This is a genomic window from Leptolyngbya sp. NIES-2104 (assembly GCF_001485215.1).
Taxonomy (GTDB): Bacteria; Cyanobacteriota; Cyanobacteriia; order Leptolyngbyales; family Leptolyngbyaceae; genus Leptolyngbya.
In genome coordinates, this window is sequence record NZ_BBWW01000004.1 from 67,244 (window position 1) to 84,246 (window position 17,003).

Sequence of the window (17,003 nt, forward strand, 5' to 3'; positions counted from 1 at the left end):
ACAGAGAACTCATGCACTCCCCCACGCTTTTAGATTCCACAGCTTACGAAGCTGAATTCAGCCAAACCGCTCACCTCAGACGCGGCAGATTCACTACCACCAAACGCGGCAACCCTTGCCAGATTTGCAGTGACACGACCGGAAAATGTCGGCAGATTGGCGACCTACATCTTTGCATGACCGCTGCTGATGCAAGTGACACTCCCCCCGGATTCAAATTCGTTGGCATCACAAAAGACCAGCTTTGGGGCAAGTTTGTGATGGACGACGGACGAACCGCCAATCGAGAGCGAGACACGTCCGATCGCCCACACCAGCACCGTCAGTCCCGAATTGAATCACAAGCTCAATCTCGTCCTCCCGTTCTCAGCGTAGCGGTACGAAACGACTCTTACCGCCAACTGCTTGGCGCATTAACACTACATCCGGATGATGGCGCAGATTTACAGCGTCGAGGATTGACCGATGCTCAAATTGCCGCTTGGGGCGTGAAATCCGTCGAACAGTGGCAGTCGCTCGATTTTCCGCTTCCTGTGGCACTGCCGGGAGTGAGTCTTGATGGCTTTCACCTCAACTGCCAGCCCGGTTATCTCTGCCCGATTCGAGATGTCTACGGGCATCTTGTCGGGTTTCAGCTTCGACTCCGTACCTCAGATAATGGACGTTACCGCTGGTTCACCAGTGCCACGAAGAAAAACCCAAACGGTGCGACCCCACACCTGCCCAATGGCGAATTACCGATCGCAGTTCATCGCCCAGATCAACTCGCTCGAAGCGCAATCGCACTGGTTGAAGGAGTCGGAGCGAAACCGTTTATCACTGCCCAACGCCGAGGACAAATTGCGGTCGGAGCCGCAGGCGGACAATTCGCCAGCAGCCCTGAAACGTTGAACACAACGCTCGAAATATTAGCTGAGGAGTTGGGCACCAAAACGATCGAGTTTTACCCAGATGCCGGAGCCGTTCGCAACCGTCACGTCATGCGACAATATCGCGCCACCTGGAAACTGCTGCGGAAGTGGGGTTACTCGGTTCGAGTCGCCTGGTGGCAACAGGAAACGAAAATGGGCAGCGATATCGATGAACTCGATGACCTCACAGAAATTCGCTGGCTCTCAACCGCACAACTCGACGCGATCGCACATCCTCGCTTTGATTGGTTAGCACGAATTCAGCAGACGCTGAAGAAAGCCCTGAATCCACGCAAATCCGCTGCTGCTTTAAGAAGCGCGATCGAGAGTGAGCAATCAGAATACTTGCCAGGGCAGCGTCTCACCGTTTGGCAAGACGCGATCGCGCAAGGCTACCGATACCTTCTGGATAACTCAACGCCTGGATCTGGAAAATCTTACGATTCTGGCTGTGTCGAACCCGCATCTTTTGCAGCCAAACAAGCCATTTACACTTCTGATCAACATCGCAACCCAACGGTTGAAACTCTAACCCAAGAACAGGGCTGGATTGACCTCGAAGCGCGGCATAGCGGACTTCTGCGCGAAGCAACTCTCGGTGGAGGTGTGCGAATCAAACGAGCAAGTCATCAAGATACGCCCAACCTTGCCGCAAATTGCAGTCGCAATCAACTCCTCAACGCACTGCGGCAGAAGTACGTAGCAGGAGCAGATACTGCCTCGTTAATTTGCGGCACTTGCCCATTGCGAGAAGTTTGTACTCACGCAGAAGGTCCAGGCTACGGGTTTCTACATCAACGCCGTTCGGCTTTGTCGTCTCCGAAACTCCGTGCTCATCTTGATAGCCTGCCTGATCCCACAGACTATCCATTAGACGCAACAATTTTGCTCGTTGATGAGCCAGGGCAGAATTTCCGCACTAAACGAGACATTCAAGTAACGCTGGATGATTTAGAGCAAACCATCCTCAAGCTGGTGGCGTTTCCAGCGATCTTTGAATCACTAAATCCACTCTTGGTCGCGCTGATCCCTTTACTCGACGGCTCCACAAAACTCGGCAGGTTCGGCATCGCTCATGCAGAGCTAGTCGCTCAACTCCCAAGCGCGATCGTTGAAATTGAGGTACTGAAACGCATATTGCACCCTGATCTTAGTTTTCTCAATACCACCGCAGCACATGGAGTCGATTTAGCGGATTTGCCGCGATCACTTCGTAAGCAGTTTTCAGAGCGCGACCCCGATTTAGCCACCCTTGCCCAGCAACGAGTGGTCAAACAGTGGCTACCAGATTTGCTCCAGATTCTCGACGGAACGCAGTCAGGGGGATCGCTGCGGCTTGGCTACGATGGACTAACGCTAACGCTGCCAGATTCACGTCATCGATCGATTGTTCAAGCCGCTAAAGCCACCATTTTTCTCGATGCCACCTTGCATCCTCAAGATTTAGCGCTGAAACTTGGATGCTCGATCGATGAAATCTTTGTTTGTCGCCAAAAAACAGAGCGATCGCAAAATCTCAACTTGATTCAAGTGACTGATTTGGGGCGGCTGGGAATGCAGCGCGGCAATGAACAACAGCGTCGTGCCGACGAAATTCTGAGGCACTACGAACAGCAGGAGGGGATGACCAAAGCGATCGACTTTAAGAAGTTTGCTAGTGAAGGGGTCGGATGCTGGTGGCGCGATAGTCGCGGGGTAAACGATTTTGAAAATGTCACTCGACTGATTTTGATTGGAACGCCCTGTCGTAATTTGTCGCACTTACAGGCAGAGTATGCCGTCCTGACAGGGAAGCACGTCCGAAACGATGATCCCCAGCTTTGTACTTTTATTGATCGCTCAATTCTTGCTGAATTTCACCAAGCGATCGGGCGGCTCCGTGCCCATCGTCGTCTGGACACACCACTCGAAATCATCCTACTTTCTGATTTTGATCTCGACATTCCAACTCAGAAAGTGAATGCTTCAACTATTACTCCAAACGCCAGCACGAAGCGAGAGCGATTCATCCTGGCAGTCCGGGAAGCCGTTGAGCAACTAAAGACGGAAGGCAGCAAAATCACACAGCGGGCAATTTCAACTCTAATTCCCTATAGCCAGCAGTATGTGTCGCAGCACTGGAAATTACTACGATCGCTATTAGAGATCCCTAATAGCAAAACCAGTCAAAATCAAACTCCCGAATCTGATTCAGAAGTCGTCAATGCTGCGATGGCTTCTGCATTAGAGGATGGTCTGTCAAACTGCGATACTTCGTCTCAAGTACTAGAAACAATCTCTGACATCTTTTACAACGGGCTGGAGCCGATGCAGTGGGAGAAAATCTGGAATCAGTTGAGCGGTAAAGGTCAGATCAAGGTTCTTGCTGCTTTGATGTTGTCACTTCCCTTAGAACAACTTGAGTCATTGAGTGTTGAAATGCTGGCTTGAATCCTCAGCTTACCACTGCTCCGGCAGGACTACGTAAGTGTTGCAAGTTTTTCGGTCTTGTTTTTGGCACTCGCGGACTAAATTCTGATTCCAATCCCAGTAGCGACGAGCTTCTACCGCTCTAGACTCACTGATCCAATAGTCGATCGCCCCTCTAGCTAGCACACACACACGTCTGCTAACATTGCCGTCGCCGATACCCTGTTAAATGACGATGAAACTGGCGAGTGGTAAATCAGGTTGCTTAGTCGATTCCTCAAACTCAAAGCGAATCTTTGACATGATTCAGATCTAGCTACGACGGGTAGTGTCAATCAAATAACCTATCAATGCTTTCGATCGGGTCTTTGTCCTGAATTATTGGAGATAGAGTTGATTTCGCCTTTTGGCTTTGAGTTTCTTCCCTATCTGCACTTGTCCTGATAACTGAACTGCTTGAAGAAGACTGGCTTGGAAATGAGTGAACAAATCCTGGGTGGGAGAATTGAAGTTGAGGAACCTTTAAAGCCTGGCGCATCGTACTGGCGTGTTTATCAAGGGCATCACACGATTCCAAGCAGGTAACTCGCAATTCCTCATCAGAGACAGCTTCGTGCAGCCTAGCATAAGGCAAAAGACACATCACCAAAACCTCCCCAATTCTTCTGTTTGCTTCCTCTGTGTCTAGCGATTTAAGATAATCAATTACCTCTGACAGCGGAGAATCGGTGTAAGGTTGCAACCGAATGCTCAAGCTCTTGCGGGACTTTGCGGAACTCATGGCTGCTCTCCACTGGTTTTCTCATTTTGCTTAGACGACAACGAGACCAAGTAATCAAACAACCCAAAGCAGTCAATAAAACGAAGGACCATGCTCTCACTTCGGTCGTTTTGAGTAGAGATGCCAAGGTAGCGTGTTATCTGTGCTTGAAGGTCAGCGCTCCAGTCTAACTTGGTCGAGTGCTTTCCACTCTCTAAAGCTGTATAGCGTGTAGTCGTTCCACTATAGGAGGAACCTATAGATTCACAATAATTGAAATATCTTTCTAGATTGGGTTTGAGATAAACGGCTGCACCGCCCCCCAACAAAACCTCATCCAGATTAAGGCTGGGTGGTAGCACTTTGTTCAACCATTGCTCTAGCTTCTCCCAATAGTCTTGAGTTGCTAGCTCGATCGCGTTGGCGATTCTATCGACTTCTTTAGCTCGAAGTTGTGCGCTTTTAGCAGAAGATAGGGCTTGAATTGATTTAAGCTCCTGCCATTTAGGATACTGAAGAACGATATTCTCATAGGACGAGTAACGAACAGAAACCCGCATGGAGGGAGGGTCTTTCATCGCCTGCGATAGAGCAGAGGCTAATTGATTGAGATTAAGTCCCCCTACCAGTTCTTCTACACGCTTTAGCAGAATTGAGAATCCTAGTAGCGGACTGTCTCCAACTTTGAGTTCTCCACGGTCAAAGTGAAGAGCACTGACGTTGCGGTGACCGACCATTAATACACCTAATTGCTGCGCTCTCAGCCAATCAGAACCCTTCTGACGAATTCGAGAAACAGCAATACCTCCTCCTTCTGGACGGCAGAGAAATCGCTCAATTTCAACTCTTAAAGAAAGATCTTGAAATTTGTAATTCGACAACATCAACTTCAGTTGGTCTTCAAATAGATCGCGATCGTTATACTCGTTCCAAGGCAGCAAAATGCCAAGGCAAATCGACAGCTTTTTACGAACTGGTAAGTTGTGCCGTCTCACAATTACGCCGATTGCAGCCAAAACTTTGTAGAGCGCATTCTCGTACTTGCGTTCTTTGATTCGATCTTCAGGATTAAAATTTTGAGCAAATGCACCCAAAATAAAGACTTCATCCTGACATTCAATCCATGCACGATTTTCAGCAACAGGACTACCAATCCAACCCTGTCGGTCTAAATATTCTTGAAGACGTTGCTTGGGAATTTGCTCAACTTCAGGAGAAATCACCAGGTAGTGATAGTGATCAGAGGCGGGATAGGTATAAACAATCTTCGTCTGCGAACCGCCTGCATCGATCGCCAAAATAAGATCGGGCATTACAGTTTTGCCAATTGGATTTTCTCAGGTTAGCGATTTTCTATCTTCAGTGTTTCTATCTTTTGGCACAGGTTTAGCACAATTTCAGCACAAAAAATCGCGTTTTATGCTCATGAGCTTTCAAAGAACGTGAATTGAGCCAAGTGCTTAAGCGTTGGCTCTGTGCCAACTTTGCTCAAATTCAATAGTTCTAACAAATTTGATTTCGATTGATAAGAGAAATGTAAAATAGGCAGAGAAACAGCAAGATATGTCAAACTTGATCCAAAGTAATGAAGCGCGAACTTAAGGATACTTTTATCAAAATTCCTTGCACAGCTACACAGAAAAAGCGGATTCAGGACTATGCAGCGGCAGCAAATGCTAAAAGTGTGGCTCAATATGGACTCACACTTCTGCTAGCTGGTGAAACCAACGAATTCGGTTCACTACGCCGCAAAGCTGAAGGAGCTTTGCTGAATGGTGACACCTATCGCCTGCTTAGAGAAATACGAGATTTGCTTCAAGCCAATCCTAATGCAGACGATGAACTCATACAACGTGCGATCGAAGTTGTGAATCAGGTCGGTCGCGACATCGCACTTCATCGCCTCGCTCGTGAAGAAGAGAGGTTGCCATGAGAATCAAAATTACAACTGGATCTGACCCTCTAGGACTGTGCAAGTATATTTGCGATGAGAGGAAGCAAAAGCAAGGGCAACCTGCTCAAATCGTCACAAATATGTTTGGTCGAAATCCGCAGGAATGGGCGGAGGAGTTCAGGTTCAGTCATACCCTGAGCATTACGGGTGTTCAAGTCACGATGGCTCACTTGTCGTTTTCTTTGTCACCAGGCGAGCGGGTAAATTCCGAGAAACGATCTGCGATTACCAAGCGTGTGTTGGAATTGATGCAGTATAGTGACTGCATGTGCATCGAGGGGGAACATTTTGACCAGAGTCACAAAAACGATGTTCAGCATTGGCATTGTGCAGTCTCTACGGTCGATTTGGATGGAAATCATGTTTCAGATAAAAAGAACTACGAGAGGTTGCGCGAAGTTGAGCGGCAGATTGAAGAAGAGTTTGATTTAGTCCGTACTCACATTCGACCGGAGCGCGAGCGAAATAATTTACCAACAGGCGAATATCGAATGAAAGCTCGGCTTGAAATTGAGCAAACCCCGACAGAAAAACTGTGGCAGCAGATTCGGGAAGTAACTCATGATCAGCCAACATTTGAAATTATGGCGGCACGGCTCAAAGCTCAAGGCATCGGAGTGCAGTTCAAAGAGATTGAGAATGAGATTGTTGGTATCAGTTTTGAAATAGATGGGGCATTGAGGAGAGGACGAGATCTAGGCAAACAGTATAGTTTTGCTGGACTGCAACGGAATGAATTTGTACTGGAATATGAATCAAGCCAAACAGAACAGTTGAGACAGGTTCAAAGCTTCACACCTGAGCAGTGTCAGCAGTTCTTAGAAACTCAAAATCAGCAGCAGCAACACCAAAACAATCTTCAACGAGAACACGATCGCTTACATCAGGAGTACACTTTCGCACAACAGAAACCAAGACAAGGGAGTGTGCAGTGGAGCCGAGCTAAAGAAATGTTGCACTACATCGACGATCGCATTAATCAGACAGATGATACGGATCTTCAAGACGATCGCTTTTTAGTTGATTGGAACGAAGAGACGAGGCGCTTAACCATTGCTGAGAAAGGTGAAGCTGTTTATGTAATTGTCCAAGGAGAACCTAAAGGTGAGGCTGATTGGGAGGTTTTGCACGCTGACGTTTCTTCAGACGCTTGGCAGTATTTTCAGGATCGAGTCAGAGAATCAGTGATAGAACAACACAGAATTGAGATGACTCCTACTCAGAGTCTAGAGTCTCAATCCTTTCCACCTGAAGTGAGCCGTCCCCAGCCCAGCGATTCGATCGAGCAAAAGCAACAGTTTTACGGTCAACTCTGGCAGCACTACAATCAAGGACTACGACCAAGCTTGCCTCCGTTCGAGCGGGATGTGGCAATTGCTCAAAAAGCAATGGGAGAACGCAGCGTCGATGAGGCGCGATACATTGTGGTTCGAGGACCTGAAGCACAGTCTTATATCCGTGCAGGCAACAGAGAAGGGGCGTTCTCCTACGTCGATCGCGTCGTCGCCACTGCTCAGGAAAACCAGCTTTCCCCAGAGCAGCGCGATCGCGGTCGGCTGGCGGCAAAGGTCATTGATTTGTTGTTGAAAGACAAACAGGAAGTGTTTGAAGGCAGGTACTATTTGGCTCGTTATGATGCAGCAACACAAATGCTGACGCTCTCGGCAAAAAATGGACGAGGAGAAATTTTGAGAAAGCAGGGACAATTCATTGTCCTGGCAAATCTCAATGCACAAGACCAGGAGCGGTTCAGTCAAGCTGAGCAGACGTTGCAACATCAGCAGAGTCAGTCCCCGCCCACTCAAACTCAGAAGCAACTCAAACCTCCGCAGCGGGAAATCGAACGCTGATCCCCGAACAATTGACTCTCAAAACTCATGCAGCCTTTGAGACAGTGAGAAATTGATTCAGAAACGGCTTTTGAGAAGCTGGAATGCCGATTCCTACATTGCAATTTGCTCGTCGCTTTATTTTCTCAGAATGGGAGGTTTAAGATAAATTTAATGGTAATAGAGAACTTATCAAGTTTAAGCACGCTTCAGTAACGAGCAATCGTCAATTTAGAGCGTGTCATCAATTATAGGATTCGATAAAGTGGAGAGCGTAGACCCTGCAAAACAAGGTTGTGAACCGGGATGACAAGTCGACGCTATGCGCTGCGCGATGACCAGTGGGAACGGATCAAAGACCTGTTACCGGGACGAGAAGGAAGCGTGGGTGTGACGGCAAAGGACAATCGTTTATTTGTCGAAGCCGTGCTGTATCGCTATCGTGCAGGAATTCCGTGGCGTGACCTACCGGGACGGTTTGGCGATTTTCGGGTGGTGCATACCCGCTTCAGTCGGTGGTCAAAAACCGGAGTGTGGGAACGAGTGTTTCAGCACTTAGCCGAGGCTGCGGATAACGAAGATGCGATGATTGATGCAACGATAGTGCGCGCCCACCAACACAGTGCAGGCGCAAAAGGGGGGAGCCAGAAGCTGAAGCCATCGGTCGCAGCACAGGCGGATTGAGTACCAAGATTCATGCGACAACCGATGCGTTAGGCAATCCCTTGAGCTTTCATCTCACGCCCGGACAAGCCTCTGACTTGGATGGAGCCGACAAGCTGTTGCCGGATGTGGTTGCAGATACAGTGCTGGCTGACAAAGCCTATGATGCTGACGAACGAGTGATTCAGTCGCTCGAAGCGCAAGGCAAGACGGCGGTGATTCCTCCTCGACGTAACCGAAAGCATCCACGTCAGTATGATAAAGATCTGTACAAAGCACGGCATCTGATTGAGAACTTTTTCGCCAAGCTTAAGCAGTATCGTGCCATTGCCACCCGGTATGACAAACGAGCGGTCAACTTCTTAGGTGCAATCTATCTTGCAGCTTCGGTCATCTGGCTCAATTGATGACACGCCCTAGCAATTCAAATTTTTCGACCAATTGAGCAATTGCATCAATTATCCGCCTGATCTTCGACTAAGAGAATTTGAACTCCTTCAAGAGATGGTGGTTCTTTCGCACTCGAAGTAGCGTCAGGTAGAGGATCGACAATCTTTTCTGGGTGGCAACTTTCTAGGTATTGGTGGGTGATTGGAAGTTGCACAGTAAAGGTCGTTCCTTGATTACAACCGTCACTATGCGCGTGAATTTCACCATGATGCAATTCAACCAACTGCCGCGCGATCGCAAGTCCTAATCCCAATCCGCCGTGAGCACGGGTCGAAGAACTATCAGCTTGCTGAAAGCGATCAAAAATGTGCGGCAAAAACTCTGGGTCAATGCCAATGCCCGTATCGCTAATTCGCAGTTTGATATAGCCATTAGAATCAGACGAAACTTGCAGGTTAACTTGTCCGCCCGTCGGCGTAAACTTGATTGCATTCGTGAGTAGATTCAAAACAATCTGGCGCAATCGCGCTGAATCTGCCTCTATCGTTGAAATCGTAGGATCGAGTTGTACAGACAGATGAATTGTTTTGGCTTTAGCTTGGGGACAAATCGCGTCGATCGTTGCATTAATGAATGCCTTGAGATCTACGGTGCGAATTTCTAGCTGAACTTTTCCGCGCATTAGTCCGGAGATGTCTAGAATATCTTCGATGAGTTGCGCTTGGGCTTGGGCATTTCTCGCGATCGTTCCTAACGCCCGTTGGGTCATATCAGCATCAAGTTGGCGATCGAGCAGTAGCCGCGACCAACCTAGAATCGAGTTAAGAGGTGTCCGTAGTTCGTGAGAAACGACCATAAGAAATTCGTCTTTCAGCCGATTTGCTTCTTCTGCTTGTTGGCGAGCGGCTTCGGCGCGGACAATTTCTGTATTTTTAGCGACCAGTTGAGCTGCCTGATGTTGAACTTCTAGATTCTTTTTAAACAAATCAATGAATACAGAGACTTTAGAAGTCAAAATGACCGGGTTAATCGGCTTGTATAAATAATCCACAGCACCCAGGGTATAACCTTGTGATTGTAGGTCATCGCCGTCCGCAAACGCCGTTAAAAAGATAATTGGGGTGTGTTGATATCGATCGCGCTGACGAATTAATCTTGCCGTTTCAAAACCATCAATTCCTGGCATTTGGACATCAAGCAAGATCACAGCCACCTCATGATGAAGTAAGTACTTCAAGGCGGCTGCACCTGATTGAACTTTGACGAGGTTCTGTCCTAAGCTCTGCAACACAGTCTCTAGGGCAAGCAGGTTTTCGGCGCGATCGTCCACGAGCAGGACGTTGACTTGCGGTTCGATTTTCATTGAGGAAGCAGGAAATAGCTGTACATTTTGCGGCTGATGATTCATCCTTAGTTAGAAATTGACCTATCGGTGAAGCCAAACTCGAAGCGTAGACATCAGTTGATTAGTTTCCACCGGCTTTGTGATGTAATCTGAGGCTCCAGCTTCCATACATTTTTCGCGATCGCCCCGCATTGCTTTTGCGGTTAGCGCAATGATCGGTAACCTTGAAAACTGACTGAGTTGCCGGATTGCCCGTGTCGTTTCGTAGCCATCCATTTCGGGCATCATGACATCCATTAGCACTAAGTCAATGTCTGGATGGTTTTGTAGCATTGTGATGCCTTCTCGACCATTTTCCCCATAGAGAATGTTCACTTGATAGCGTTCTAATACACTGGTGAGGGCGAAAATGTTTCGCATATCGTCATCGACGATCAGAATTTTCTTACCTGCCAGCGTTAAATCTTGTTGCTGCGATCGCTCTAGCATTTCTCGCTGCAACTCTGGTAAATTTGCTTGCACCCGATGCAGGAACAAAGCGGTTTCATCAAGTAAGCGTTCAGGCGATCGCACATCTTTGAGGATGATCGTGTCTGAGATGCGGCGAAGTTCCCGTTCTTCTTGAGCACTTAGCTCTTTTCCAGTGTAAATAATAATCGGTAAGTGTTTTAGCTTAGGGTCTTGCTTCACTTGCTCAATAAAGGCAAATCCGTTTATATCAGGCAATCCTAGATCGAGTACTAGACAATCGAAGTGTCCCGATTTAAGCGCCTCTAAGGCTTCTGTCCCTGTACCAACAGCGGTACTAGCGACATCAGTGTTCCCGATCAGCTCAACAATACTTTGGCGTTGAACGTCGTCATCCTCTACAATCAGCAGATTCTTAACTGAGCGATCGACAAACGCTTTAATGCTGGATAAGGCGTTGAGCAGTACCTCGCTGTTGATCGGCTTTTGCAGGTACGCGATCGCGCCTTGACTTAAACTGCGTTGCAGTCCTTCCTCGACGGACATCACGTGAACCGGAATATGTCGGATATCAGGGTTATGCTTCAATCGATCTAATACCATCCACCCATCGAGAATCGGAAGGCGAATGTCGAGCATAATTGCCGTTGGTTTGAACTGTTGCGCCATTTCCAGACCGACATTGCCACGAGTTGCCACAAGCCCTTTGAAGCCTTGTTGCCTTGCCATATCCAGCAAGATTCGAGCAAAGTTCAAGTCATCTTCGATAATGAGCAGGGTGAAATCGTCTGACTGAATGGTTTCTCGATCATCTTCGATCGCCTGATCAAACATCAATACTGGCTCCGATAGCTCAGTTGTGAGAGCCAGTGGTTGAGATGCGGGTTTAACCAGAACCCTTGATAGTGAGGAAGATGCTGCTGTCGTCGATTCAGATATCAGTGAATGCCAACGTCCACCATCATTTTGAGGGAGATAGAGCGTGAATGTGCTGCCTCGACCGGGTTCGCTCACAAGCCGAATCTCGCCTCCTAACAAACGAGCAATTTCTCGACTAATCGACAAGCCTAAGCCTGTTCCTCCATACTTGCGAGAAGTGGTGCCATCTGCCTGCTGAAAAGCTTCAAAAATGACTTGTTGCTTGTCTGGCGCGATGCCAATTCCTGTATCAGAAACGGCAAAAGCGATCACTCGATCAGCCTGATTTAGCTTGTCTTGATCAGAACTCCAGCCCTCGATCGCTAAGCGAACATTGAGGCTAACTTGACCTTGCTCAGTGAACTTAAAGGCATTGGAGAGTAGGTTCTTTAACACTTGCTGCAACCGTTTGGAGTCAGTGTACAAACTGCGTGGCAACTGCGGATCGAAACTGATCTGAAAATCGAGGTTGCGGTCTTGGGCAACTTGACGAAATGTGCGATCGAGATGATTACGAAGGTCAGTGAATGACATTGGCTCTGGATCGATCGACATCGTACCCGACTCGATTTTTGCCAGATCCAGAATGTCGTTAATCAGTTCGAGCAGGTCGTTTCCAGCGGAATGGATCGTTCGTGCATATTCCACCTGCTTTTCAGTCAGGTTGTGATCGCTGTTGTCAGCAAAGAGCCGCGCCAAAATGAGCAAACTATTCAGTGGGGTTCTCAACTCATGAGACATATTGGCGAGAAACTCAGATTTGTATTTAGAACTTAGAGCAAGCTGTTCGGCTTTTTCTTCTAGCGATCGTCGAGCTTGTTCAATTTCTTGATTTTTGCGTTCAACTTCTTGGTTTTGAACTGCTAACAATTCTGCTTTCTCTTGCAGTTCCTCATTGGTTTGCTGAAGTTGTTCTTGCTGATTCTTGAGTAAGTCTTCAGAGGCTTTCAGAGATTGAGCTTGCTGTTCTAGTCGTTGATTTGTTCCGGTGAGTTCTTTCTGTTGGCTTTGCAGTTCTTCTGCTAGAGATTGGGACTGTTTGAGCAACTCCTCGGTTCGCATACTTGCTGCGATCGTATTGAGAACGATAGCAATGCTCTCGGTCAACTGATCAAAAAAGGTCAAATGAATATCGCTAAATCGCGAGAACGAGGCAAGTTCGATCACAGCCGTCACTTGTCCTTCAAACAATACCGGAAGGGCGACGGCATTCAAGGGACTCGCTTCACCCAATCCAGAACTGATTTTGATATAGTCAGCCGGAACTTCAGTGAGCAAAATACGCTCTTTCTCTAGGGCACACTGTCCGATTAGTCCTTCGCCTAGCTGGAAGCGGTTGCCTAAGTGTTTGCGCTCTCGATAAGCATAAGTGCTAAGTAGCTTGAGAAAGCCCGAATGATGATCGCTGCTTTCCATTAGGTAAAAGACACCATGCTGCGCTGAAACGAGCGGAGCCAATTCCGACAAAATGAGCTTGGAAACCGCTTCGAGATCGCGCTGACCTTGCAGCATTCGCGTGAACTTCGCCAAGTTAGTTTTGAGCCAGTCTTGCTCAGTATTTTTCTGAGTAGTTTCGCGCAGATTGGCGATCATTTGGTTGATGTTATCTTTTAACGCAGCAACTTCCCCCTGCGCTTCGACCGCAACCGATCGCGTTAAATCTCCCTTGGTGACCGCCGTTGCCACCTCAGCGATCGCTCTTACTTGAGTCGTCAGATTCGCTGCGAGTTCGTTGACGTTATCGGTCAAGTCGCGCCAGGTTCCTGATGCTCCCGGAACTTTTGCCTGCCCCCCCAGCTTTCCTTCGATGCCCACTTCTCGTGCCACAGTTGTTACTTGGTCTGCAAACGTCGCGAGCGTATCGGTCATCTCGTTAATAGTGTCAGCTAATGTTTCGATTTCGCCTTTGGCATCGAGCATTAACTTCCGTTTCAAGTCACCATTCGCCACGGCTGTTACTACTTTGGCAATGCCTCGGACTTGAGCAGTGAGATTGCTCGCCATTGAGTTCACATTGTCGGTCAAATCCTTCCAGGTTCCCGCTACGCCAATGACTTGAGCTTGACCCCCTAACTTTCCTTCGGTTCCGACTTCCCGCGCTACCCGCGTCACTTCCGAAGCAAAAGAACTCAACTGATCGACCATTGTGTTGATCGTGTTTTTGAGATCGAGAATTTCACCTTTCACGTCCACTGTGATTTTTCTAGACAGGTTGCCATTCGCGATCGCCGTTGCGACTTCTGCAATGTTCCGTACTTGGGCAGTCAAGTTACCTGCCATCGAATTCACGTTATCGGTCAAGTCCTTCCAAGTGCCACCAACGCCGCGAACATACGCTTGCACCCCTAATTTTCCTTCGGTTCCGACTTCCCGTGCCACCCGCGTCACTTCCGAAGCAAATGAGTTAAGCTGATCCACCATCGTATTGATCGTGTTCTTGAGTTCAAGAATCTCACCTTTCACATCCACGGTAATTTTCTTGGAAAGATCACCATTTGCCACCGCCGTGGTTACTTCAGCAATGTTTCTCACTTGTGCAGTTAAACTGCCTGCCATGAAGTTCACACTATCGGTTAAATCCTTCCAGGTTCCCGCCACGCCAGGAACTTGCGCTTGTACACCAAGCTTTCCTTCAGAACCCACTTCCCGCGCCACCCGCGTCACTTCCGAAGCAAATGAATTGAGTTGATCCACCATCGTATTAACAGTGTTTTTCAACTCTAGAATTTCACCTTTCACATCGACGGTGATTTTTTTAGAGAGATCCCCATTTGCCACCGCTGTTGTCACTGCTGCAATATTTCGCACCTGTGCTGTTAAACTGCCTGCCATAAAGTTTACGCTGTCGGTCAGATCCTTCCAGGTTCCTGCTACGCCCCGCACATCTGCCTGTACACCGAGCTTTCCTTCAGACCCCACTTCCCGCGCTACCCGCGTCACTTCCGAGGCAAAAGAACTGAGTTGATCCACCATCGTATTGATCGTGTTTTTCAACTCTAAAATTTCGCCTTTCACATCGACGGTAATTTTCTTGGACAAATCACCATTTGCTACCGCTGTTGTGACCTCAGCAATACTTCGCACCTGTGCCGTCAGGTTGCCCGCCATGAAATTCACGCTGTCGGTCAGATCCTTCCAGGTTCCCGCGACACCTTGAACCTGCGCTTGCACACCCAGTTTTCCTTCGGTTCCCACTTCTCGCGCCACTCGCGTGACTTCTGAAACAAAGGAATTGAGTTGATCCACCATGATATTAATGGTGTTCTTGAGTTCAAGAATCTCACCTTTGACATCCACAGTGATTTTCTTAGACAAATCACCATTTGCTACCGCTGTAGTGACTTCCGCAATGTTCCGCACCTGCGCCGTTAAACTGCCTGCCATAAAGTTCACGCTGTCGGTAAGGTCTTTCCAGGTTCCCGCTACGCCTTTAACTTGTGCTTGACCGCCGAGTTTCCCTTCTGCGCCCACTTCTCGCGCTACCCGCGTCACCTCTGAAGCAAACGAGTTGAGTTGATCCACCATCGTGTTGACGGTGTTCTTAAGCTCAAGAATTTCACCTTTCACATCCACAGTGATTTTCTTGGACAAATCACCATTTGCTACCGCTGTAGTGACTTCCGCAATGTTCCGCACTTGGGCAGTGAGGTTGCCTGCCATCGAGTTCACACTGTCGGTCAAATCTTTCCAGGTTCCCGCCACGCCGCGCACATCAGCTTGCACCCCTAGTTTTCCTTCAGTTCCCACTTCTCGCGCCACCCGCGTCACTTCCGAGGCAAACGAATTAAGCTGATCCACCATCGTATTGATCGTATTTTTCAACTCCAAAATTTCGCCTTTCACATCGACGGTGATTTTTTTCGACAAGTCTCCATTCGCCACCGCTGTCGTCACTTCCGCGATGTTCCGCACCTGAGCGGTGAGGTTGCCCGCCATCGAGTTCACACTGTCGGTTAAATCTTTCCAGGTTCCCGCCACGCCAGGGACATCTGCCTGTACCCCCAACATCCCTTCGGTTCCCACTTCTCGCGCCACTCGCGTCACCTCTGAAGCGAACGAGTTGAGTTGATCCACCATTGTGTTAACAATTTGAGCCGTTTGCAGGAACTCGCCTTGCAGCGGTTTGCCCTCAATTTCGGTCGCGATCGTTTGCGTCAAATTTCCCGTTGCTACTGCCCGAATCACCCGCGTTGTTTCGGTCATTGGCTGCACCAAGTCGGTGATCAACGTATTCACAGACCCGATCGATGCTTTCCAAGCACCTCGCGCATTGTCGATCGAAGCTCGTTCGCTAATCTTGCCTTCTTTACCAACGACCGTGCTGATGTGTTCTAGCTCGGTTGCCATTTGCTCATTCATCTCAATAATGTCGTTGAGCGTATCCGCAATTTTGCCTGCGATTCCAGTTTGCTCGATCGGCATTCTGGCTGAGAAATTACCTTTTTTAACTTCAACCAGGGTTTTGAGAAGCTGCTGGAGGTCAAGGGTATCCGAGTCAACGGTGCGAGGTACAGTAGTCATAACGAGTTGAGCGAGTGCTTTGGGTCAATAGAATCAGATGTCTTTGGTTTGATTCATGACCAAAGGCTTATTCCAGGAATATTATCCCTCTACCGTACATATAGCTCGCTTCTATCAATGGGAGTAATCTGATTTCTGTTCCACCTTAAGATAGAGGGCATTCATCTAAAATTAGGTATTCTTTGTGTGGAATTGCAGAAGTAGTAACGGTTCGATATGATGCTAATTTTTATAGTGAATAAAAATTAATAGTGCTACGTGGATGAAAACAGTGTACTGAACGCAGTATTCATGCTTCGGCAGTATCAATTCAATTGATAGAGGAATTGCTTCTTGCAAGATCAGCCGCTTAACGAAACACTCAGCGCTAAGAATTTCAGTCACTTGATTGAGGCTGTGGTCAAAGCGATTTTGAAAGTCGGTCAAACGCACGACCTAGAGCAAGCGTTCGTAGTCCGGGACGAATTACGCCGTCTTCCAGATGCGTTGCTGACTGAAGTTCTAAATCAAGTGATGTTGCACCTCGTCTCGATCGATCCTTTATTATGTCGCTGGTTTATTATTGATGTCTTTCTACGAGATGCATCGCCGGAGGGCAGAGCAGACGTTGCAGAACGGATTAATCTACTGATAGCGGGTCTGCGATCGCTCTAGCTAAGTATGGTTAGCTAGAGCCACAGTTCAGTAAGATCAATGACCAGTAGCTCTCTGATTAGAATTGCCGACTGATATGCGACTTCGCTGTCATCATTAAAACTAAACAACTATGCACTGAAAGTGCATAGTTGTTTAGTTTTGACCTTCTACTGTTTCTTTGTTCTCTCAAAAACGGTCG

General features: G+C 48.0%; 8 protein-coding genes and 1 pseudogene. 5 read left to right on the forward strand and 4 right to left on the reverse strand.

The features are described 5' to 3' along the window. Nucleotides 1-11 precede the first annotated feature (11 nt). Nucleotides 12-3,341 (forward strand): hypothetical protein, encoded by a 3,330-nt coding sequence (locus tag NIES2104_RS30395; RefSeq protein ID WP_225895359.1) that lies wholly within the window; start codon nt 12-14, stop codon nt 3,339-3,341. Between the two features lie 310 nt (nt 3,342-3,651). Here NIES2104_RS30395 and NIES2104_RS30400 read toward each other — a convergent pair whose 3' ends face one another. Together NIES2104_RS30400 and NIES2104_RS30405 are read right to left on the reverse strand one after the other, a co-directional pair. Continuing rightward, entirely contained in the window at nt 3,652-4,101 is a 450-nt protein-coding gene (locus tag NIES2104_RS30400) for a hypothetical protein (RefSeq protein WP_059002728.1), read from the reverse strand. Next, on the reverse strand, nt 4,098-5,393 hold the full coding sequence (locus NIES2104_RS30405) for a ParM/StbA family protein (protein WP_059002729.1): 1,296 nt from the start codon (nt 5,391-5,393) through the stop codon (nt 4,098-4,100). Before NIES2104_RS30405 ends, NIES2104_RS30400 begins: the two co-directional genes overlap by 4 nt. Before the next feature lie 272 nt (nt 5,394-5,665). Here NIES2104_RS30405 and NIES2104_RS30410 point away from each other — a divergent pair, with 272 nt between their 5' ends. From NIES2104_RS30410 to NIES2104_RS31485, 3 genes and pseudogenes are all read left to right on the forward strand, one after another. Next, complete coding sequence (locus tag NIES2104_RS30410; RefSeq protein WP_059002730.1) at nt 5,666-6,013, forward strand: hypothetical protein; 348 nt, start codon at nt 5,666-5,668, stop codon at nt 6,011-6,013. Then, a complete protein-coding gene (locus NIES2104_RS30415; RefSeq protein WP_059002731.1) occupies nt 6,010-7,884 on the forward strand; it encodes a hypothetical protein in 1,875 nt (624 codons plus the stop codon). Before NIES2104_RS30410 ends, NIES2104_RS30415 begins: the two co-directional genes overlap by 4 nt. Before the next feature lie 285 nt (nt 7,885-8,169). Continuing rightward, nucleotides 8,170-8,933 (forward strand): annotated as a pseudogene (locus NIES2104_RS31485) (IS5 family transposase). Nucleotides 8,934-8,980: 47 nt separating this feature from the next. Here NIES2104_RS31485 and NIES2104_RS30430 read toward each other — a convergent pair. Beyond that, the gene (locus NIES2104_RS30430; RefSeq protein ID WP_059002701.1) at nt 8,981-10,324 is read right to left on the reverse strand and encodes a hybrid sensor histidine kinase/response regulator; all 1,344 of its coding nucleotides are present in this window, start codon (nt 10,322-10,324) and stop codon (nt 8,981-8,983) included. Nucleotides 10,325-10,342: 18 nt separating this feature from the next. Beyond that, the gene (locus NIES2104_RS30435) at nt 10,343-16,168 is read right to left on the reverse strand and encodes a HAMP domain-containing protein (protein ID WP_059002702.1); all 5,826 of its coding nucleotides are present in this window, start codon (nt 16,166-16,168) and stop codon (nt 10,343-10,345) included. Nucleotides 16,169-16,501: 333 nt separating this feature from the next. Between NIES2104_RS30435 and NIES2104_RS30440 the strand changes: the two genes are divergently transcribed. Further along, entirely contained in the window at nt 16,502-16,822 is a 321-nt protein-coding gene (locus NIES2104_RS30440) for a hypothetical protein (protein ID WP_059002703.1), read from the forward strand. Nucleotides 16,823-17,003 lie beyond the last annotated feature (181 nt).

Coding starts and splice junctions, on each gene's coding strand:
- NIES2104_RS30395 (WP_225895359.1), top strand. CDS start 12: ATGCACTCCCCCACGCTTTTAGATTCCACAGCTTACGAAGCTGAATTC.
- NIES2104_RS30400 (WP_059002728.1), bottom strand. CDS start 4,101: ATGAGTTCCGCAAAGTCCCGCAAGAGCTTGAGCATTCGGTTGCAACCT.
- NIES2104_RS30405 (WP_059002729.1), bottom strand. CDS start 5,393: ATGCCCGATCTTATTTTGGCGATCGATGCAGGCGGTTCGCAGACGAAG.
- NIES2104_RS30410 (WP_059002730.1), top strand. CDS start 5,666: ATGAAGCGCGAACTTAAGGATACTTTTATCAAAATTCCTTGCACAGCT.
- NIES2104_RS30415 (WP_059002731.1), top strand. CDS start 6,010: ATGAGAATCAAAATTACAACTGGATCTGACCCTCTAGGACTGTGCAAG.
- NIES2104_RS30430 (WP_059002701.1), bottom strand. CDS start 10,324: ATGAATCATCAGCCGCAAAATGTACAGCTATTTCCTGCTTCCTCAATG.
- NIES2104_RS30435 (WP_059002702.1), bottom strand. CDS start 16,168: ATGACTACTGTACCTCGCACCGTTGACTCGGATACCCTTGACCTCCAG.